Here is a 19,411-nt window from a genome sequence, read left to right as displayed (position 1 = left end):
GTTTTTATTTCAAAACCTCATTCATTATTTGAATGAGGTTTTTTTGTGACCAAAATTTAAGATTTAAGATTTAAAATTTAAGATTCAAGATTCAAGATTCAAAACCAAAATTCAAGATTAATAATTGGTACGGGATGTGGGATACGGGATACGGGATACGGGATGNGGTTAAGGTTAAGGTTAAGGTTAAGGTTAAGGTTAAGGTTAAGGTTAAGGTTAAGGTTAAGGTCGCGAGATCTGGGTTATCATTTTTTCATGTCCCGTAGCTCACACTCATTACATATCGCTCCTCAATCATTATATTTGTTGAATAAGTACAAATGAAATATGAGAGAAATAGTGTCTTATTTGATAAACGATATTTTGAATGCGCATCATGATAATGGATTTGAGGTCGAAGAAACTGTACAGACAATTGAGCAACATTTCGATGATGTTGAAAAATATTTAAATGGAATGTCTTCCAATCTAACTTTTGGTGAATACTGTGGTATTGAATCAAAATATTTTCCACCTGCAGACTATTTCAGTGAAGAAGAATTGTCCCTGATTTGCAAAGAGTTTGAGAAAATGATGTACACCTGGAATTTGGCATATGATTACCCAGAGAAACTGCCAATTTCCCTAATTTATAATGCATTAATTGAAACTTTAGATACTCAGACTACAATCGTTAGCAGTGGCATGATACATTTTGATTTCTGCACCGGATATGCCCCAGAGTGTGTTTGGAAAGAATACTGTCCGTGCTTAGAAATATGGAATAGAGATGATGATTATGAAAACTATAACAAAGGTCTTTAAAATGTATTTTGTTGTTTAAGTCAGTTCTGATTTGATGTTCTTGCCCATTAGTAATCAACTATTCTTTTATGCGAACTCCCATAGCCCCGATAGANGTCTGGAATAATTTTTCTAAATTTTTATAAAGAGCCGGCGACAAAAAAGATACAGCGGATAGCGGGAAACAGCTCCTGAAAATTACAACAGGAGATTCTATTACCGGATTTTGATTTTGTAAAAAACCCGACCTGCAATTTTTTTTTAGACTTTTATTTGTCGATTTTTGCAGATTATAATTAAGTATTTCAGATGAAACTTTGTATCGCAGAAAAGCCGAGTGTGGCAAGGGATATCGCTAAAGTTTTAGGCGCTACAATGCCTAAACAAGGCTATATGGAAGGAAACGGATATTGCGTCACATGGACTTTCGGACATCTCTGCACCTTGAAAGAACCGCATGATTACGGTCCGGAACTCAAGTCGTGGAATCTGATTTTTCTTCCGATTATCCCAAAAAACTTCGGTATTAAACTGATTCCGAATAAAGGGGTAGAGAATCAATTCAGAGTCATTGAAAAACTGGTAAGTGAATGCGACGAAGTGATTAACTGTGGTGATGCCGGGCAGGAAGGGGAGCTTATACAAAGATGGGTGCTTCAGAAGGCTAAATGCGACAAGCCAATCAAGCGCCTGTGGATTTCTTCACTAACGGAAGAGGCTATTAAAGAGGGTTTCAGTAAGTTGAAATCTGCAGATGACTACAAAAATCTCTACCTTGCCGGAAATGCGAGAGCCATTGGTGACTGGCTTTTAGGGATCAATGCTACCCGTCTTTTTACCAAAAAGTTTGGTGGAAACAAGGCAGTTCTCTCCATTGGAAGAGTTCAGACGCCCACTCTGGCTATGCTTGTGCAGAGGCAGAAGGAAATCGACAGTTTCAGTACCGAAGAATATTGGGAACTGAAAACGAAATACCGGGATGTTGTTTTCAGTGCGGCCATTGACCGTCTAAAAACTTTGGACCGCGCAGAAAAAGGTCTGTCTTATCTGAAGGAAAATCTTTTTGAAATTGTCTCATTTGAAATTAAGGAAGGAAAGGAAAAAAATCCGAGACTGTTTGATTTAACAGGACTTCAGGTAGAGGCTAACAAAAAATACGGATATTCTGCTGAAAATACATTAAATTATATTCAAAGTCTTTATGAGAAAAAACACGTGACCTATCCGCGTGTGGATACGACTTATCTTTCTGAAAGTCTGTATCCGAAAATTGAAGGTATTTTAAAAAAGATGACTTTTTATCAGGATTTGACAGCACCGTTGCTTCAGCAACCCATACCTAAAACAAAAACTGTTTTTGATGATACGAAAGTGACGGATCACCATGCGATTATCCCTACAGAAGTTACACCTTCTCACAATTTGAGTAGAGAAGAGAAGCTGATCTATGATTTGATTGCAAAAAGATTTATCTCTGTTTTTTATCCGGAGTGTAAAATATCCAATACCTTGGTAGAGGCAAAAGTAGGTACAATTCCGTTTAAAACAAGTGGTAAACAGATTCTTGAACCGGGCTGGAGGGCAGTTTATGCCAAAGAACCAAAAGATAAAGAAGAAGCTTCTGACAAAGATAAAAACGCTGAGGAAGAACAGCTGATTCCTGAATTTAAAGCAGGGGAGAGCGGACCGCATGATCCATTTATTCATCAGGGAAAAACGTCTCCGCCAAAATACTATACAGAAGCTACCTTACTTCGGGCAATGGAAACTGCAGGACGGCAGATTGATGATGAAGAACTGCGAGAAATGCTTAAAAATAACGGCATCGGAAGACCGTCTACCAGAGCAAATATTATTGAAACTTTATTTAAGAGAAAATATATTGAAAAGAAGAGAAAAAATCTCATTGCCACACAAACCGGCATCCAGCTGATCGATGTGATTGAAGATGAAGTACTCAAAAGTCCCGAGCTTACCGGTGAATGGGAATTTAAACTCAGAAAAATTGAAAGTGGAGAGTATGAGGCCAATACTTTTAAAGAAGAACTCATCGCTATGGTTACTGATCTTACCAAAAAAGTGATTGATGGCAAAGGAAAGTCTTTTATTTTCGAGGAAGAAAAACCGAAGGAAAAAAAGAAAAGCGAACCGTTACCGAAAAAAGAGCTGCAGTCATGGGAAGAAACCCAATGTCCAAAATGCAGACAGAACAAATTAATGAAAGGTAAAACCGCCGTAGGGTGTTCTGATTTTAAAAACTGTGGCTTCAAGGTTTCTTTTGAAATTTTTGGCAAAAAAATTACTGAAAAACAACTGATGGATCTTATTTTAAAAGGTAAAACTTCAAGATTAAAGGGATTCAGTACACATCCGCAGAATATTTCTGAGGGCATTCTTTCTGTTTCTGATCAGAATTTTGAAATTCTTTTATCATAAAAAAACAGTAAGCACGGGAAATGCTTACTGTTACTAAAATTAAAATATTAAACAGAGAAAACTAATCAATAAATAATGTTGCAATAGCTGTTGCTTGCTGACCTGTAAGGATTTCATCAAAAGATGCAGATCCTGCTTCAGGTCCAAACGTTGTTGCAGTGTTGAATCCTGCCTGAACTGTTACCTGCTCGCCTGCGTACACAGGATCTGTAGCTGCCGGCATACTTCCGCCATTGTTCAGTTCAATCCAGCCTTTGTTCATTCTCATTCTTCTCACCTGTGAAGCGTGTCTTGCTTCTACTGAGTGGATCTGTAACGCTGCCTGAAGAATTGCTTTGTTACCCATCACGTTTCCTGCCTGACCTTTGTAGGCTCTTACTCCAGTATCTTCAAATGCCTGCGCAAGAATTAAAAACTGCTGATAGTTAGTCATTGGAGAAAATGCTCCGTTTACTGTAAAGTCAAAAGTTGGTTTTGCACCCGGAGTTACACCTAATGATGTAAGTGCAGCCTTTAAAAATGCCACGTGGGCTTTTTCATGCTTTGCAATCTGCTGAAACACAACACGGTCTGCAGTAGGTATAAGGCTTCCTGCAGCAAGTCCCTGAGCATAGTATTCATCCTCAAGATATTCTAATATCAAAGCAAGCTGTAAGGCATCACTCAAAGCATCTTTTTTAAATGCAAGGCTTTCTGCCGTTTCCACTTTTTTAGTTTCAGCTTTTACATTTCCTGAAAGGAATGCACCAAGTCCTAAAGGAATTGCGGCTGCTGCGGTTCTTTTTCCGAAAGATGACAGTTGGCTCAGATTTTCATTTCTTGATAATGATTTTGTGTAAAGAGCGTCATCTGTTAATGAATCTAGTATTTTAAGAATATTCATAATTTTTGATTTTGCGGTTAATGATGATTAAATTTTATCCGATTCCTCTTTCTTTCCAGGTAAACGGTGTTTTGAAGAATGCGCCTGCTGCGGCTACAACGTCTTTCGGATCTTTGGCAACGTCCAGACCGTTGGCATCTATCACATCATCACCCGAAAATGCTGCTGTGCCCGGGTTGATCATATCACGGATTGCACTTGCGTGTCTTGCTTCTACAGAAACAATCTTCCCTGCAATTACCAGATAATCCGGATTTGTAATGAATTTTCCTGCTGCGTTGTACGCTGCTACCCCTGTATCTTCAAGTGCTTTGGCAGTGGCAAGAACTGAAGTTCTGTCGCTGAAGTTAACGTTTGGATACTGGAATTCGAGTTTCGGTAAAACCTGACTCGTAACTCCGCTCAATGCAGCTTTGAAAAAGTCTCTGTGAATCACCTCATGATGATAAATATCTGTAAGTACAGTTTTTTCTGCTGTTGATGCATTCGTATAAAAACTGTTGACTACTTTGGTATAGAAATCAGCTTCAAGCTGTTCAAGAGCATAGGCATAGTTTAAAACACCGACATCTCCCATTCCAAGATCAAAGATACCTGTGTTTACGTCGTCGAAATCATCGTTACATCCTACAAGCGCAAGACCGGCAACCATGGCACCGACGCCGCTCATTTTTAAGAAATTTCTTCTTCCGGAGTCCAGAGTGGGCTTGCCGAAAACAGTGATTGTTTTTTTCATAATATTAATAATTTAATGGGTTCATATCTAAAGAAATTCTGCATCAGTCTGAAAAACTGATGCAGAAAAAACACTAAACTAAGGCATTAACACTGTGTCGATAACATGTATTACACCATTTGACTGATTCACGTCTGCTATTGTAACTTTGGCTTTATTTCCTTTCGCGTCTGTTACATAAAGATCTTTTCCTTTTGTCCAGAAAGTAAGAGCTTCTCCCTGAACTGTTTTCATTTCTGCTTTACCGCCTCCGGTTTTCACTGCTTCCCAAACCTGTTTTGATGAATATTTCCCGGGTAATACATGGTAAGTAAGGACTCCCTGAAGCATAGATTTATTTTCTGGCTTCAATAAGTTGTCTACGGCGGACTTTGGAAGTTTTGCAAATGCAGCATTAGTAGGTGCAAATACCGTGAACGGTCCGGCCCCCTGTAAAGTTTCTACAAGATCTGCTGCTTTTACAGCGGCTACCAAAGTAGTATGATCTTTAGAGTTCATTGCATTTTCTACAATATTTTTAGAAGGATACATGGCAGCACCTCCTACCATTACTGTTTTTTCTTTCATTGACTGTGCAGCAGCGTTTCCGCTAAGAGCAAATGATAATGCAATCATTCCGAAGGCTGCAAATTTTGATGTGAAGTTCATTGTTTTGATTTTTTAAATTAATTTGAATTATTGATTTGATCTTTTTTTGTGGTGATCTATGGTGATGTACGACGATATGATATTTATCAGTTTTAAATATTTTGAAATAATTTTTAACTTATTGATTTTCAGTGCTAAATATTTCATTTTGATATGGCGATTTATAATTTTTACTGCATTTTTTATCCCTGTTGTTTGCTGTCTGGTGCACTTCTTGATAAATTTGCAGAGGTTACAGTATAAAACTACTTTAATCTTCACGTTTAAAGCGAGAATTTAACTACATTTGAACATCTTAAAACACCAGGTCATCAAAACAAAGTACTCCGAAGAAGAGATAGTCAGCATGATTACACGGCATGACGAAAATGGATTTCATTATTTATATGAAAACTATTCGGCTGCGCTGTATGGAGTAATTTTGAAGATTGTACATTCAAGGGAAGCGGCAGAAGAGATTATCCAGGACAGTTTTGTAAAAGTCTGGAATTCTATTGCACAGTACGACAAAAGTAAAGGCAGACTGTATACATGGATGATCAACATCGCCAGAAATACAGCACTGGATTATTTAAAATCAAAAAGTTTTCAGAACGAGCTTAAAAACCAATCTCTTCCGGATTTCGTATATAACGACAGCAAACTGTCAGTTATTGACAATCAGGATTTTATCGGTTTTAATAAGATTTTGGATAATCTGGAACATGACAAGAGGGAGCTTATCGATCTGGCCTATTACAAAGGTTTCAGTCAGTCTGAAATCGCGGAAAAGCTCAGTATACCTTTGGGTACGGTGAAAACAAAAATGCGGAATGCGTTAATGAAATTAAAGGATTTGTTAAAAGATTACAGGTAAAGTGAATACTCAGGAATACATATCATCCGGCATACTTGAGGCATATATTTTAGGCACGGCAACTCAAGAGGAAGCAGGCATTTTAGAATGCGTGATGACTCATAATGCTCAGGTGCGGGAGGCTTATGAGGAAACTCAGAAAATACTCGAAAATCTGGCCACTGCTCAGGCAGTAAAACCTGCCGACGGACTGAAAGATAAAATCTGGCTGAAAATTTCACAATCCGAGAGGAGTGAAGTTTCACCGTCTAACGTTGTGGAGGAGACAAAAACCATACCGTTGCCGGCAGAATTGGCTGTATCAGACTCACAGTCAGGAAGATCACTGTGGACAAAACTTTCTGCAGCGGCTTCCATATTGCTGATCGTCAGCCTCGGTGCCAATTTATATTGGGTTTCAAAATCTTCGGATAAGGATGCCCAGCTTATGGCGATGAGAAATCAGCAGAATGATGCCGAAAAAAAAATCAAAAATATCAACGATAAACTTAGTCTTATTGCCAATCCGGATCTGAAGAAAATTGTTCTTGCAGGTGTAGATACACACCCAGATTCAAAAGCAGTTGTTTTTTGGGATACTACAAACACAAAAGTTTATCTGAACGTTCAGAACTTACCGGAAGCGCCGGCTGGTAAACAATATCAGTTGTGGGCTATTGCTGACGGTAAACCTGTAAATGCAGGGATGTACAGCAAAGATAAAGATACACGAATCGCACTGGCCGAAATTCCTTCTGCACAGGCTTTTGCCATAACCCTGGAAAAAGAGGGTGGAAGCGAAGCTCCTACAATGGAAAACATGTACGTGATGGGTACAGTTCTTTAAAGAAAATAATGTAAAAGTACGGCGATAATGGCTAAAATTGCCGGAAGCGCCTGCACAAAAAATATCTTTCTCGTTGCTGAAACTGCACCAAAGATTCCAGCTACAGCTACACAACTCAGGAAAAATAATGCAATATTAGTCTGCCACTTTTCGTCAGAAATAAACAGTGACCAGATCAATCCTGCAGCTAAAAATCCGTTATACAGACCTTGATTTGCCGCTAAACCTTTTGTAGGTTTAAACATATCAGGCGGAAGGGCAGATTTAAAAACCTCTTTGCCTTTCGTTTCCCAGGCAAACATTTCCATCCACAGGATATAAACATGTTCTACAGCAACTGCTGCGATCAGGATTTTAGCAATGATTTCCATAAGACCGTTATTTTGTTTTTGTAAAACTAAAAAAATAAACTTAAGTTTGAGCAGACAATTGTGATAATGGAAAGTTTCAGGACCCACTTAGATAAATTTATCTCCATCAGCGATGAAGAATTTTCTTCAGTACTTTCCTACTTTGAAGTTACAAAAGTCAGGAAAAAAGAAAACCTGATGTTGGGAGGGGAAATTTGCCGTTCTGTCTTTTTTGTCTCTGAAGGCTGTCTCAGAAAGTTTTTTATCAATCATAAAGGCATCGAGCAGACCACCGAATTTGCCATAGAAAACTGGTGGATTACCGACACTTTTGCATTCGAGCGACAGATCAGTTCAGAATTCAATATACAGGCAGTTGAAAAATCAACCGTTTTAGTGCTGAACTTTCAAGCTCAGGAACTGCTGCTTCAGCAACATCCCAAAATGGAAAGATACTTCAGAATGGTTTACCAGCGGGCTTATGCTGCTTCTGAGAGACGTATCCGTTATCTCTATGAATATTCCAGAGAAGAACTGTATCAGCATTTCAGTACGAAATATCCCTGTTTTATTCAGAGAATACCACAGTATCTTATTGCTTCTTTTCTAGGCTTCACACCGGAATATCTAAGTGAGATAAGAGCGAAGCTGAAGCTTTAAGTTCTTTTCTTCCTAAACAAATATTTACTATTTGTAATATTTATTTACATAATCATTCTGTTAATTGTTATTTTTACACTCAATTAAATTGATCAGAGATTAAAAATGAGTGATTTTTTAATAGGTATAGGTAAGAGATTAAAGGATATCAGGAAGAAAAACAATCTTACCATCAACGATCTTGCTACCAGAGCAAGTGTCAGCAATGGTTTGGTTTCCAGAATTGAGAATGGGAGGACGATTCCTTCATTGCCTGTGTTACTGGAATTAATACAGTCTTTGGATATTGATGCCAGTTATTTTTTTGAAGGCGTTGAAAAAAAGTCCAATGCAAAATTTATTTTTGTTCCGAAGGAAAATCAGCAGGTCATTGAAAAAGAAGTGGAAGCTGAAGGTTTTAAATACATGCATATTTTCAGCAAAAGCCTACACTCATTAGGCTTTGAAGCAGTTTTATTAACCTTGAAACCTAATTCAAAAAGAGATAAAGTAATTACCGATGCCTGGGAATTTAAATACATTTTAAAAGGAAAAGTAAAGTACATCATTGACAATGAGGAAATTGAACTTCAGGAGGGTGACTCGCTTTATTTCAACGGTAAATTACCACACGTTCCGGTCAGTATTTCCGACGAAGACTGTGTGATGTTGGTGCTGTACTTTTATTCTGATAAGAACTAAAAAAATCTACGATATAATATTATTCGGCTGGCATAAGTTTACAAATAGTAAAATTATACAGTTTGAATATTTAAATCTGTTAATCTAAATTCCATTCTGTAATATCATAAGAAATGAACTGTCCCTTGGCAGTTCATTTTGCATTTAAGCAATAAATGCTTTGTTCATAAGTGTTTTACATTCTTTTCAGATGGTATTTGGGAAAGAAATATAATTACAATTCTGTAAGATTAAGTTAACAATCATCCGACATTTATTAAATATAAATTAATATCTAAAATTTACATATATTAAAATTATTAAGTTGTTTTGCAATAGAAATTTAATATATGTAAACAATGGAAACAATTATAAAAAAATCTTTATTTCCTCTATTTGCCTGTTGTACGATATTTGTCTCAGCACAAAAACAGATTGTCAGCGGAACGGTTTCAGACAGCAACCAGCCACTTCCCGGAGCAACAGTGAAGGTAGCCGGCAGCTCAAAAGTGGTTATCACTGATGTTGACGGCAAATTTTCTGTGAGTGATCTTCAGCCCGGCCATTACGATTTACAGTTTTCTTATTTGGGGTATGAGCCTCAAAATATGACGATTGATTTACTGGCAGATCAGTCGCTTGATTTGGGAGTAATATCCATGTTTCAGAAACAGAAAAATATTGATGAAGTAGTCGTAACCGGATCTTTGAAAAACAGTGAAGCCCGTGCATTAAATATGCAGAAAAATGCTATTAATATTTCAAACGTCATTGCTTCAGACGGTATCGGAAAACTTCCGGACAGAAATGCTGCAGAAACCGTACAGAGAGTTCAGGGCGTTTCCATCGAGCGTGATCAGGGCGAAGGAAGATTTGTTTCTCTGAGAGGACTTCCGCCATTCTGGGCATCAACAACGATTAATGGAAACAGACTTCCGACAGCCGAAGAAGAAACCACTTCCAGAGCAACTGCATTTGACTTTTTCCCGACAGAACTGATTTCTTACGTACATGTCAACAAATCTTTCACTCCCGATATGGAAGCAGACGGAATTGGCGGCGGCGTGAATTTCATCACCAAAACTCCTCCCATGAAAACCGAGTTCAGAGGAACTTTAGGAACCGGATACAATGCGAAGTCGGATAAAGGCGTTTATAATCTGGGATTGCTTTACGGAGGAAGAACAAAGGATAAAAAATTCGGATATCTTGTTAACTTTTCGCACTTTATCAGAAACTGGTCAACGGATAATTTTGAAGCCAGAAGAAGTGGTGACGAAGGGGTTTTCAGAATGGAACTCCGTGATTACAACGGGGTAAGAAAAACTACCGGTGCAAACGCCGCATTAGAATATGTGCTATCGTCAAAAAGCACATTGTATCTGAAAGGAATGTACGGAACTCTTTCTGACGATGAAACGCATTACAAACACAGAGTGCGATTCGATAAATTCAGTGCTGCGAACAATACGGCGAGAGTTGAACTTCAGAATATTCATAATTTGCTGATTACAGAACTCACTTCAGTTTCTTTAGGCGGAGTTCATCAGTTCAGTAAAAGTAAAATTGACTGGGATCTTTCGTATTACAACAACCTTTTCAAGTACGGAAATGTTCCCGACAAGCAGAATAATTCCTATTTTGTCATCAAATATACTCAAAACGGTGTAGGTATTAATCCAAATTATATTTCAGATCAAGGAAATGGTCCCAGAGCTTACTGGAAGGCAGATGGTGGAAAGTTAGATTTAAAGGATCCTGATGCATTATTTGGTTTTTACAGTGATCCGAACTTTAAAATGGATGCCGGACAAATGAGATTCACCGATTTGGAATTCTACAAAGTCTACGTTCAGGAAAAAGATAAAATCGTTGCAGGTTTCAATCATGAAATCACAGCCTCTGATGAATTAACTTTAAAATACGGATTAAAATACCGAGATAAAGAACGTAACGCGCGCTTTTCTGATATTTTCTATAATTGGTCAAATGGAACGGCTCCACTGTTATCAGATTTTGGTCAGCATATCACTACCCAAGATGGAGGTGCGAATTATCTGAGTGAGATGAATACGAATATCGGAAACACCTTCGGTCCGGTTCTTTCCACTGGCGGAATGAATCAGTTCTGGTTTCAGAATCAGGGAAATTTAACCATCAACAATACCGATTCTGAAGCACTGGAATACAACAAAGCATTGGGAAGAAATTTCGACGTTTTTGAAAAACATGCGGATGCCTACGGAATGGGAACCTACAAAATCAATGACAGAATAACCATTTTGGGCGGTTTGAGATTATCCAACACGCACACCAAAGTAAAAGGTTACAATGTTATTGAAGATGTTTTAACACCTGTGGAAAATACCAAAAACTATATTGCGGTCTTACCGATGCTGCACTTGAAATATATGATCAGCGACAAAACCAATTTGCGATTTGCTGCAACACGTACGTTCTCAAGACCAAATTTTGGTGATTTAACTCCTGGCGGAACTTACATTGAAGCGGACAATGAGTTTAAAGGCGGAAATCCAAACCTGAACCCGACATACTCTGTCAACCTTGATTTAATGGGTGAATATTATTTCTCCAATATCGGGATTTTGAGTGGTGGCGTTTTCTATAAATCAATCACAGACCCAATTTTTCAGGATTCTTTCATTGGAAATTATAATGGAATCAATGGCGTACAATTCAGTGCTCCCAACAACGGAAAAGCAGCATGGCTCGGCGGAATCGAACTGGGAATCAACAGAAGATTCGACTTTCTTCCAGGCTTCCTGCAGTATTTCGGAACGCAGCTGAATGCAACCTTCATGACTTCTGAAATGGAAAAACCAAGTGGCAGAATGGTAAAACTTCCTTATCAGGCGAAGGAACTGTACAATATTCAACTGTTCTTCGAGAAAAAAGGGTTCAATGCAAGACTGGCTTACAACCACAAAGGAAAGTTTGCAGTGGAGTATGCTGAAGAAGATCTTTACGATTCCTACTACGGAAAATACAGCAACCTTGACTTTGGAACCTCATACCAAATCAATAAACACATCACGGTTTTTGCTGATGTCAACAATATTCTGAACAAACCTTTGATCTATCATTTCGGAAAAGATGAGCAAAGACCGGAGCAGGTAGAATATTACGGTGTACGAGGAAATATCGGAGTCAAACTTAATTTCTAAACGATGATGACCTCTCCATCAAAAAACAACACAGTGAGTGTAACTCTGAAAGCGGCCATCGCTGCTTTCGGGGTCTACTTCTGCATGTATGCTTTCAGAAAACCTTTTGCGGTGGCCTCTTTCAGTAACCTGGAATTCTTTGGTTTTGATTATAAAATTTTAATCATCATTGCGCAGGCAGTAGGATATTTTATTTCAAAATTTATCGGGATCAAATTTATCTCTGAACTGAAGCCTCAGAAAAGAATCCTTTTCCTTTTGGTTTTCATAGGAATTGCTGAGCTTGCTTTGTTGGGATTTGCAGTAGTTCCTGCACCCTACAATATTCTGTTCATGTTCATCAACGGAATTCCTCTGGGAATGATCTGGGGAATCGTTTTCTCCTACGTTGAAGGAAGAAAAACCACAGAAATCATCGGTTTGTTTCTCTGTTCAAGCTTTGTGGTTTCTTCAGGTGTGGTAAAATCTGCCGGGAAATTTTTAATGGACAGCTTCGGGATTACAGAATTCTGGATGCCTTTTGCCACAGGCTTACTCTTCATCATTCCTCTGATTGTTTTTGCAGTTCTGCTCAATAAAATTCCAGCTCCGGATGAAGAAGATATTGCCTTAAAAAAAGAAAGAAAACCTTTGAGTGAAGAAGAAAGAAGTTCGTTGGTAAAGAAATTTTTCCTTCCGTTGGTCAGCATTACGATTCTTTACATCTGTCTGACAGTTTTAAGGGATTTCCGTGATAATTTCAGCCGGGAGATCTGGGACGAAATGAGCGGCACTGCAGACAGTTCGGTTTTCACACTCACTGAAATTCCTATTTCCATCATGGTTTTACTGATCCTGGGATTGATGGTGAAAGTAAAAAATAACAGAAAAGCATTTGCTTACTATCATTACATTCTTTTTGGCGGAATTATTTTAGTGGCGTTCTCCACGATTTTATTTCAGGGCAACATTATTTCACCATTTTTATGGATGACGGTATCGGGTTTCGGGATGTATCTCTGCTATATTCCTTTTAACGGAATTTATTTCGACCGGATGATTGCTGCTTTTAAAATTAAAGGAAATGTAGGATTCTTCATCTATTTCGTCGATGCCTTCGGATATTTAGGAAGTGTTTCAGTACTCTTTCTCAAAAATTTAGGTTCATCGAACCGCTCATGGCTTCAGTTTTACATTCATCTTAATTATATTATCGCAGCAGTTGTTCTCATTTTTTCGGTGATTGCTTTTTTGGCATTTCAAAAGAAATCAGTATCAAAATCCGGTGCAGACAACGGAGAAACATCACAGCCGATTCGTTTCGATGCTTTTAAAATTTAAAAAAATAAATATGAATACTCAATATGATCTTATCGTTGTGGGTGGTGGAATATTAGGAACATTCCACGCTTATCACGCATTACAGAAAAACCTCAAAGTAGCCATTCTGGAAAGAAACTCTGTTCTGCAGGGCGCAACCGTAAGAAATTTCGGACAGGTTGTTCCATCAGGAATGGACATTAAATGGCAGAATTTCGGAAAGGAAAGTTTAAAGATTTATAAAGATCTGCAGTCTGAAACTGATCTTACCGTAAGACAGAACGGCTCAGTCTATATCGCCTCCAACGACGAAGAACTTCAGCTGATCGAAGAACTGGCTCAGATTAACAAAAACAATGATTACGAGTCTGTCATTCTTTCTAAAAGTGAATGTATTCAAAAGTTTGACGGACTGAGATCTGATTACTGCAAAGGCGGACTGTTTTTTCCACAGGAAATCTCAGTAGATTCGAGTGAGATGATTGTTAAGCTTCATCAATACCTGAAAAGTCAGGAAGGTCTTGATATTTTCTACAACACAACGGTGGTAGAGACTAAGGAAAATTATTCGCAGTGCACAGTCATAACCTCTGACGGCAAGAAAATCAGTTCTTCAAAGATCATCATCTGTGGCGGACACGAGTTTAAAACTTTGTATCCCGAAGTTTTTAATGAAAGTGATCTCGAAGTAAGTAAACTGCAGATGCTTCAGACCAAACCGCAGGGAATTTATTCGTTACCTGGAAATATTCTGACCGGACTTTCCATCAGAAGGTATGAATCGTTTACCGAATGTGCCTCTTTCGCCAAAATAAAAGAAAGTGAGGATAAAGACGCGTTTGAAAAGAAATTTGGAGTTCATATATTATTCAAACAGGCTCTCGACGGTTCGGTGATTATCGGCGATTCGCACGAATATGCAGACGCCAGAAATGCTGATGATCTTGGCTACGATCTGAATATGGACATTGACGAATTTATGATCCGCGAAGCCAAAAAGATCATCGATCTGCCCACATACGAAATTCAGAGAAGATGGTTCGGGATTTATTCTCAGTGCAAGACCAAAGATATTTTCGAGCACAATGTTTCGCCCAACATTCATATCGTGACGGGCGTCGGCGGCAAAGGAATGACCGGAAGCGGTGGTTATTCAAAATTTAATATCAATACAATTTTTTCTTAAAACAAATGAACATACAATTATTGGTTCTGGATATGGCCGGAACAACGGTCGACGAAGATAATGTGGTGTACAAAACACTAACAAAAGCTGTTAATGATTATGGCTACGAAGTGATTTTAGATAAAGTTCTTGAAATCTGTGCCGGAATGGAAAAAGCGGAAGCCATCAAAAACCTTCTCGAAAACATCGGCGGAAATACTGATGATACGGAAGCGATATTCGAAAGCTTTTCTGATGATCTGGCTGTGGCTTATGAAAATCTTAATGTAAAACCTATTGCCGGAACAGAAGAATTTTTATTAAAAGTAAAATCCACAGGTAGAAAAGTGGTTTTAAATACAGGTTATACTCAGAAAATAGCACAGCAATTGCTTACCAAACTCAACTGGAAAAGCGGTGTGCATTATGATGCACTGATTACTGCTGATGATGTTTCGGAAAGCAGACCCAGTCCTGAAATGATTGTCCTGGCAATGAAAAAATTCGGAATTACAGATCCGAAGGAGGTCTTAAAAGCCGGAGATTCCGCCATCGATATTCAGGAAGGGAAAAACGCTGGTTGCGGAGTGACCATTGCCGTTTTGAGCGGAGCACAAACCAGAGCACAACTGGAATTGGCAATGCCTGATCATATTTTAAATAACCTCTCTGAGGCTGAACATATTCTTTTTTAATTACTTCAAAAACTGATTACGGGAGTTTTCTGTAATCAGTTTTATTTCGGTTTCCAAAAATTAAATCAATAAAATAAGTATTATGAAAACAAAACTTTTTTCTCTTCTGGTTCTTGCGTCGGCATTGATAGGCGCACAAACCAAAAAAGTCCTGTTCATCGGGATAGACGGTTGCAGGCCAGATGTGATGATGTCATCCAACACCCCAAACATTCAGGGATTATTGCCGACTTCAATTTATTCTTTAGATGCCATTACTCTGGCACCGACCTGGAGTGGAAATGGCTGGAGCACGATGCTTTCCGGAGTATTTCATAACAAACATAATGTGCAGGACAACAATTTTACGGCTCCCAATTTTACAGCCTATCCCGACTTTCTCTCCAGAATTGAAACGTATAATTCTAATTTGAGAACCATCTCTTTAGCACACTGGGCTCCCATCAACAACAATATTATTCAGAATGCAGATGTGAAAACCAATTTCTCTACTGACCTTGCAGTAAAAAACGCGGCAGTATATGCTTTGCAGAATGACAATCCCGATGTGCTTTTTGTGGACTTTGATGATGTGGATCATGCAGGACATTCTTACGGCTTTTCTTCAGCTGTGCCTCAATACGTGAATTCTATCCAAACCACAGATGTTTACATCGGTGAAATCCTGACGGCAATGAAAAACAGAAGTACGTATAATAACGAAAACTGGTTGGTAGTCGTTACAACAGATCACGGAGCAACTGATACAGCTCACGGTGGAGCAAACCTTACTGAAAGAGATATTTTTTCAATTTATTCCAATCCGTCATTTACTCCTCAGCAGATCAGCAAAACTCAGATTCAGAATACGCCAACGTATAACCGAATGAATTTTCCTGCAGGAACGTATGCGAAACCATCAGTGCAGACCGGTTTTAATTTCGGAACAACACAGGATTTCACCATAGAATTTTGGGTGAAACCTAACGCGAATTATAGCAGCGATCCGGTTTTTATAGGTAATAAAAACTGGAATAACGGTTACAACAAAGGTTTTGTCATTTCAGGATATTCGGGGCAGACCTTTAAAATGAATATTGGTGACGGCAGCAACAGACTGGATCTTGTGGGTGGAAAATTAGTAACCAATCAATGGAAACACATCGCTGTAACGTTTGACAGAGACGGTCTCGCAACAATGTATGACGATGGAGTTCCGGTAACAGTAGGAAAAATGAACACCATCGGTGACATCACGTCCAACCTGCCATTAACCATCAATCAGGACGGAACCAATACTTATGGTGTGAATCTCGCTGCTTCCTACAAAGATGTAAGAATATGGAATGCAAAATTATCGAATGAAGCCATTGTGCAGTGGGCTAATCAGGATATAACGGCTTCGCATCCTTTCTATTCTAATCTTTTAGCAAATTACAAAATGAATGAAGCGTCAGGAAACACTATGACCGATTCAGGGCCTTTGGCTAATAATGCTGTCATTACCGGAGCGCCAACGAGAAATCTTCAGACTTCAGAAACATTTACCATCCAGAATTATCTGAATACGCCGAGGCAAACCGACCACTTCCCAACAGTGCTCAACTGGTTGTGTATTCCGGTCATGTCTGCATGGGGAATAGACGGAATAAACAGAATTCCTGCCTGCGACCTCGGAAGCCTGGCGGTAAATGAGCATGTGAAAAACAGTTCGGATCTTACAGTGTATCCTAATCCGGCAAGAAACGAACTGACGGTGAAATTTAAGTCTGCTGAAAGTAAAATCAACCTGCAGGTCATTGATTTTTCAGGTAAAACAGTATTAACTAAAGATGTACAGTCGTCTACGGGTGATTACAGTGAAAAATTAAATATTTCAAATCTTCCCAACGCAACTTATTTTGTTGTGGTAAAAGAAGGCAGCAAAAGAACACAGAAAGCCTTTATCAAAAACTAACAATTAGAATAATTAATTTTTGGAGTACAGACTGAATTTTTGGTCTGTACTTTTTTATTGTTCATGATTTATTTCTGTGCTTTCTTAAACCAGTTTAAGATTTTTAACGTTTAATAATCAGACCTTTGTCCTGTAAATAAAAAGCAATGAAAAACAGTTTTATCCATCTCCCGCAGTTATTTCTGAGACTGTCCATTTCGGTGACCATGCTGTCTGCGGTGGCAGATCGCTTTGGACTCTGGGGCGAAAATTCCACATGGGGCAATTGGGAAAACTTTGAAAAATACACACAGCAGCTGACTTTTTTTCTGCCTGAAAGTATAGGGTGTTTTTCAGTATATGCAGCTACATTTTTAGAAATTCTTTTTTCGCTGATGCTGATTACGGGATTTAAAACAAAATTGGCAGCATGGGGCACAGGCTTTCTTTTTCTGATTTTTGCTCTGTCAATGAGCATTTCACTGGGCATCAAAGCACCGCTGGATTATTCGGTTTGGATAGCTTCTGGAGCAGCTTTCTTATTGGCAGTACAGACAGAATTTAAATATTCAATAGATACATTAATTAAAAAATCATAACAGTTATGAGCGCAAGATTCAACATGGCAACTGTACACAGTGCCGCTTATAAAGCAGGAATAGGAATGGAGGCTGCCCTTCAGAATTCTTTTCTAACACCCATTCAGAAAGAACTGATTAAAATCAGAGCATCACAGATCAACGGATGTGCTTTCTGTCTCGACATGCACACCAAAGATGCCCTGAAATACGGCGAAACACCACAGCGTATCTTCCTTCTCAACGCCTGGAGAGAGGCAACTGAACTTTACACCGAAGAAGAGCAGATCATCATCGCCATTGCCGAAGAAATCACACTCATCAGCCAGAACGGACTTACGGAAGAAACTTATCAGAAAGCAAAAGCTTTGTTCACTGAAAGCCAGATTGCCGATATTATTATGGCAGCAGTCTCTATCAATATGTGGAACAGGATCGCGATCTCTACGCATCTGCCGGTAGGAGGGTAGGAGTTTGGAAATATCAGGAATTGCCTCCGTAAAAATACGGAGCAATTTCCGTGTTTTTACGGTTGCGTTCTGTTGTTTTTGTGTTTTATATTTACAGTTAAGGATTGATTTCACACCAGTCAAAAAAAACACAAAAACATTTATTTTATGAAAAAAGAACAAAATCCGATGGCGATTGTGATTGATTATTTGGCCGCCATCCTGCAGACCCTTTGTGAAATCAGGGATGCACTCAAACAGAAAACATCCCGGGATGAAGAACTCATTGATCAGGCCGATGCAAAGAGAATTCTAAAACTTGGAGATACCGCTCTGTACCGGCTGCGGATAAGCGGGAAGATTCCCTACAGAAAAATTGGCGGAAAAATTTACTACCCGAAATCATTCTTCAACAATGCCTTCAATTCCTGAAGGCTTTTTTTGTGCCCATTCTTTTGCTTTTCTTCGGGATCACTTTGGGTTTTCTTCGGAAAAAGTACCGTTTTCCCGAACGAAACCCGAACAAAACCCAAATCATTCCGAAGCCAAACCTCTTCCAGCCGTTCAAAATCATTCAATATCTTTCAGAACAGTTCACTTTTGTCGGAGGCGGTTGCAGTGAAGGTATTGTGTTTTAACTTTGGGTCATTAACCATTAAAAACAGATAAAAATGGCTACATTTAACAAAGGTATCCTTGGAGGATACAGAGGAAAAGTGGGAACAGTAGTAGGAACTACCTACAGAGGTATGGACGTCATCCGAAGCCTGCCGAAAAAATCATCTAAACCGCCTACAGAAAAACAGCTGCAACAACAGATGATTTTCAAACTGGTAACGGCATTTCTGCAGCCGCTGAAAGGCATTCAGAACCAGTTTTTCGGAAGCAAGCAGGGAACAAAATCGCGCACCAACATGGCACAGTCGTACACCATGAAAGAGTGTGTCAGCGTCAACGCAGGTATTCCATCGCTTGTGTACACGAAGGTGATGATTACCAAAGGTGAGCTGGCAGGTTTTCAGAATGTTCTGAGTTCTGCAGAGCCCAATCAGGTTATTGAATTTACGTGGGACGACAATTCCAGTCAGGGCAACGCCAGTGCCACGGATCAGGCTTCTGTAGTATGCTGGTGCGAGGAGACCGCCGCTTTTGAAATCTTCGAAAACGTCGCTACCCGCACATCAGGCACCGCCTCGGTTACCCTCTCGTCTTTCTATTCCGGTAAAGACGTCCAGGTCTGGGTCTTCTTCACCAATGAATCGCAGACCACCGCGAGCAACAGTCCGT

The 19,411-nt window shown here is 39.0% G+C and carries 19 protein-coding genes; 15 read left to right on the top strand and 4 right to left on the bottom strand.

All coding sequences use genetic code 11. From position 1 onward, the window contains the following. The first annotated feature begins 327 nt into the window (after positions 1 to 327). Positions 328 to 804: a hypothetical protein gene (locus tag ASG21_RS19750; protein WP_056085003.1), complete on the top strand. Its 477-nt coding sequence runs from the start codon at positions 328 to 330 to the stop codon at positions 802 to 804. Between the two features lie 288 nt (positions 805 to 1,092). Then, positions 1,093 to 3,219: a type IA DNA topoisomerase gene (locus ASG21_RS19745; protein WP_056085001.1), complete on the top strand. Its 2,127-nt coding sequence runs from the start codon at positions 1,093 to 1,095 to the stop codon at positions 3,217 to 3,219. Positions 3,220 to 3,280: 61 nt separating this feature from the next. Here ASG21_RS19745 and ASG21_RS19740 read toward each other — a convergent pair whose 3' ends face one another. From ASG21_RS19740 to ASG21_RS19730, 3 genes are all read right to left on the bottom strand, one after another. Next, on the bottom strand, positions 3,281 to 4,102 hold the full coding sequence (locus ASG21_RS19740) for a ferritin-like domain-containing protein (RefSeq protein WP_056084998.1): 822 nt from the start codon (positions 4,100 to 4,102) through the stop codon (positions 3,281 to 3,283). A gap of 34 nt (positions 4,103 to 4,136) precedes the next feature. Then, positions 4,137 to 4,838, bottom strand: coding sequence for a ferritin-like domain-containing protein (locus ASG21_RS19735; RefSeq protein WP_056084995.1), 702 nt, complete (start codon positions 4,836 to 4,838; stop codon positions 4,137 to 4,139). 78 nt (positions 4,839 to 4,916) lie between these two features. Further along, positions 4,917 to 5,453 (bottom strand): fasciclin domain-containing protein, encoded by a 537-nt coding sequence (locus ASG21_RS19730; protein WP_056085024.1) that lies wholly within the window; start codon positions 5,451 to 5,453, stop codon positions 4,917 to 4,919. A 379-nt stretch (positions 5,454 to 5,832) separates the two neighbouring features. Here ASG21_RS19730 and ASG21_RS19725 point away from each other — a divergent pair, with 379 nt between their 5' ends. Further along, entirely contained in the window at positions 5,833 to 6,342 is a 510-nt protein-coding gene (locus tag ASG21_RS19725) for an RNA polymerase sigma factor (RefSeq protein WP_056085021.1), read from the top strand. Between the two features lies 1 nt (position 6,343). After that, positions 6,344 to 7,168 (top strand): anti-sigma factor, encoded by an 825-nt coding sequence (locus tag ASG21_RS19720; RefSeq protein WP_056084992.1) that lies wholly within the window; start codon positions 6,344 to 6,346, stop codon positions 7,166 to 7,168. On the opposite strand, the gene ASG21_RS19715 is transcribed toward ASG21_RS19720, so the two are convergent. Continuing rightward, a complete protein-coding gene (locus ASG21_RS19715) occupies positions 7,165 to 7,539 on the bottom strand; it encodes a DUF1304 domain-containing protein (RefSeq protein WP_056084989.1) in 375 nt (124 codons plus the stop codon). The genes ASG21_RS19720 and ASG21_RS19715 overlap by 4 nt on opposite strands. 66 nt (positions 7,540 to 7,605) lie before the next feature. Here ASG21_RS19715 and ASG21_RS19710 point away from each other — a divergent pair, with 66 nt between their 5' ends. The 11 genes from ASG21_RS19710 to ASG21_RS19660 all read left to right on the top strand — a co-directional run. Beyond that, the gene (locus tag ASG21_RS19710) at positions 7,606 to 8,178 is read left to right on the top strand and encodes a Crp/Fnr family transcriptional regulator (RefSeq protein ID WP_056084986.1); all 573 of its coding nucleotides are present in this window, start codon (positions 7,606 to 7,608) and stop codon (positions 8,176 to 8,178) included. A gap of 105 nt (positions 8,179 to 8,283) precedes the next feature. Continuing rightward, positions 8,284 to 8,859: an XRE family transcriptional regulator gene (locus ASG21_RS19705; protein WP_056084982.1), complete on the top strand. Its 576-nt coding sequence runs from the start codon at positions 8,284 to 8,286 to the stop codon at positions 8,857 to 8,859. Between the two features lie 338 nt (positions 8,860 to 9,197). Beyond that, complete coding sequence (locus ASG21_RS19700; RefSeq protein WP_056084979.1) at positions 9,198 to 12,023, top strand: TonB-dependent receptor; 2,826 nt, start codon at positions 9,198 to 9,200, stop codon at positions 12,021 to 12,023. Positions 12,024 to 12,026: 3 nt separating this feature from the next. Next, the gene (locus ASG21_RS19695; RefSeq protein ID WP_241773544.1) at positions 12,027 to 13,343 is read left to right on the top strand and encodes a DUF5690 family protein; all 1,317 of its coding nucleotides are present in this window, start codon (positions 12,027 to 12,029) and stop codon (positions 13,341 to 13,343) included. A 10-nt stretch (positions 13,344 to 13,353) separates the two neighbouring features. Next, positions 13,354 to 14,508, top strand: a complete 1,155-nt coding sequence (locus ASG21_RS19690) for a TIGR03364 family FAD-dependent oxidoreductase (protein ID WP_056085015.1) — start codon at positions 13,354 to 13,356, stop codon at positions 14,506 to 14,508. Between the two features lie 5 nt (positions 14,509 to 14,513). Then, positions 14,514 to 15,182 carry an HAD hydrolase-like protein gene (locus ASG21_RS19685; RefSeq protein ID WP_056084977.1) on the top strand — a complete coding sequence of 223 codons (669 nt, stop codon included), beginning with the start codon at positions 14,514 to 14,516 and terminating at the stop codon, positions 15,180 to 15,182. An 82-nt stretch (positions 15,183 to 15,264) separates the two neighbouring features. After that, the gene (locus ASG21_RS19680) at positions 15,265 to 17,118 is read left to right on the top strand and encodes a LamG-like jellyroll fold domain-containing protein (RefSeq protein ID WP_056084973.1); all 1,854 of its coding nucleotides are present in this window, start codon (positions 15,265 to 15,267) and stop codon (positions 17,116 to 17,118) included. A 146-nt stretch (positions 17,119 to 17,264) separates the two neighbouring features. After that, positions 17,265 to 17,696, top strand: a complete 432-nt coding sequence (locus tag ASG21_RS19675) for a DoxX family protein (RefSeq protein ID WP_056084970.1) — start codon at positions 17,265 to 17,267, stop codon at positions 17,694 to 17,696. 5 nt (positions 17,697 to 17,701) lie between these two features. Further along, on the top strand, positions 17,702 to 18,145 hold the full coding sequence (locus ASG21_RS19670; protein ID WP_056084965.1) for a carboxymuconolactone decarboxylase family protein: 444 nt from the start codon (positions 17,702 to 17,704) through the stop codon (positions 18,143 to 18,145). 147 nt (positions 18,146 to 18,292) lie between these two features. Further along, positions 18,293 to 18,556, top strand: a complete 264-nt coding sequence (locus ASG21_RS19665) for a helix-turn-helix domain-containing protein (protein ID WP_056084962.1) — start codon at positions 18,293 to 18,295, stop codon at positions 18,554 to 18,556. A 239-nt stretch (positions 18,557 to 18,795) separates the two neighbouring features. Then, on the top strand, positions 18,796 to 19,411 hold a 616-nt coding region (locus ASG21_RS19660), incomplete at its 3' end, for a DUF6266 family protein (protein WP_185113751.1).

This window comes from Chryseobacterium sp. Leaf394 (assembly GCF_001424105.1).
In the GTDB taxonomy this organism is placed as follows: Bacteria; Bacteroidota; Bacteroidia; order Flavobacteriales; family Weeksellaceae; genus Chryseobacterium.
Note: the sequence above shows the minus strand (reverse complement) of the source record. Positions and strands in the feature narration are given on the sequence as shown.

Coding starts and splice junctions, on each gene's coding strand:
- ASG21_RS19750 (WP_056085003.1), top strand. CDS start 328: ATGAGAGAAATAGTGTCTTATTTGATAAACGATATTTTGAATGCGCAT.
- ASG21_RS19745 (WP_056085001.1), top strand. CDS start 1,093: ATGAAACTTTGTATCGCAGAAAAGCCGAGTGTGGCAAGGGATATCGCT.
- ASG21_RS19740 (WP_056084998.1), bottom strand. CDS start 4,102: ATGAATATTCTTAAAATACTAGATTCATTAACAGATGACGCTCTTTAC.
- ASG21_RS19735 (WP_056084995.1), bottom strand. CDS start 4,838: ATGAAAAAAACAATCACTGTTTTCGGCAAGCCCACTCTGGACTCCGGA.
- ASG21_RS19730 (WP_056085024.1), bottom strand. CDS start 5,453: ATGATTGCATTATCATTTGCTCTTAGCGGAAACGCTGCTGCACAGTCA.
- ASG21_RS19725 (WP_056085021.1), top strand. CDS start 5,833: ATGATTACACGGCATGACGAAAATGGATTTCATTATTTATATGAAAAC.
- ASG21_RS19715 (WP_056084989.1), bottom strand. CDS start 7,539: ATGGAAATCATTGCTAAAATCCTGATCGCAGCAGTTGCTGTAGAACAT.
- ASG21_RS19710 (WP_056084986.1), top strand. CDS start 7,606: ATGGAAAGTTTCAGGACCCACTTAGATAAATTTATCTCCATCAGCGAT.
- ASG21_RS19705 (WP_056084982.1), top strand. CDS start 8,284: ATGAGTGATTTTTTAATAGGTATAGGTAAGAGATTAAAGGATATCAGG.
- ASG21_RS19700 (WP_056084979.1), top strand. CDS start 9,198: ATGGAAACAATTATAAAAAAATCTTTATTTCCTCTATTTGCCTGTTGT.
- ASG21_RS19695 (WP_241773544.1), top strand. CDS start 12,027: ATGATGACCTCTCCATCAAAAAACAACACAGTGAGTGTAACTCTGAAA.
- ASG21_RS19690 (WP_056085015.1), top strand. CDS start 13,354: ATGAATACTCAATATGATCTTATCGTTGTGGGTGGTGGAATATTAGGA.
- ASG21_RS19685 (WP_056084977.1), top strand. CDS start 14,514: ATGAACATACAATTATTGGTTCTGGATATGGCCGGAACAACGGTCGAC.
- ASG21_RS19680 (WP_056084973.1), top strand. CDS start 15,265: ATGAAAACAAAACTTTTTTCTCTTCTGGTTCTTGCGTCGGCATTGATA.
- ASG21_RS19675 (WP_056084970.1), top strand. CDS start 17,265: ATGAAAAACAGTTTTATCCATCTCCCGCAGTTATTTCTGAGACTGTCC.
- ASG21_RS19670 (WP_056084965.1), top strand. CDS start 17,702: ATGAGCGCAAGATTCAACATGGCAACTGTACACAGTGCCGCTTATAAA.
- ASG21_RS19665 (WP_056084962.1), top strand. CDS start 18,293: ATGAAAAAAGAACAAAATCCGATGGCGATTGTGATTGATTATTTGGCC.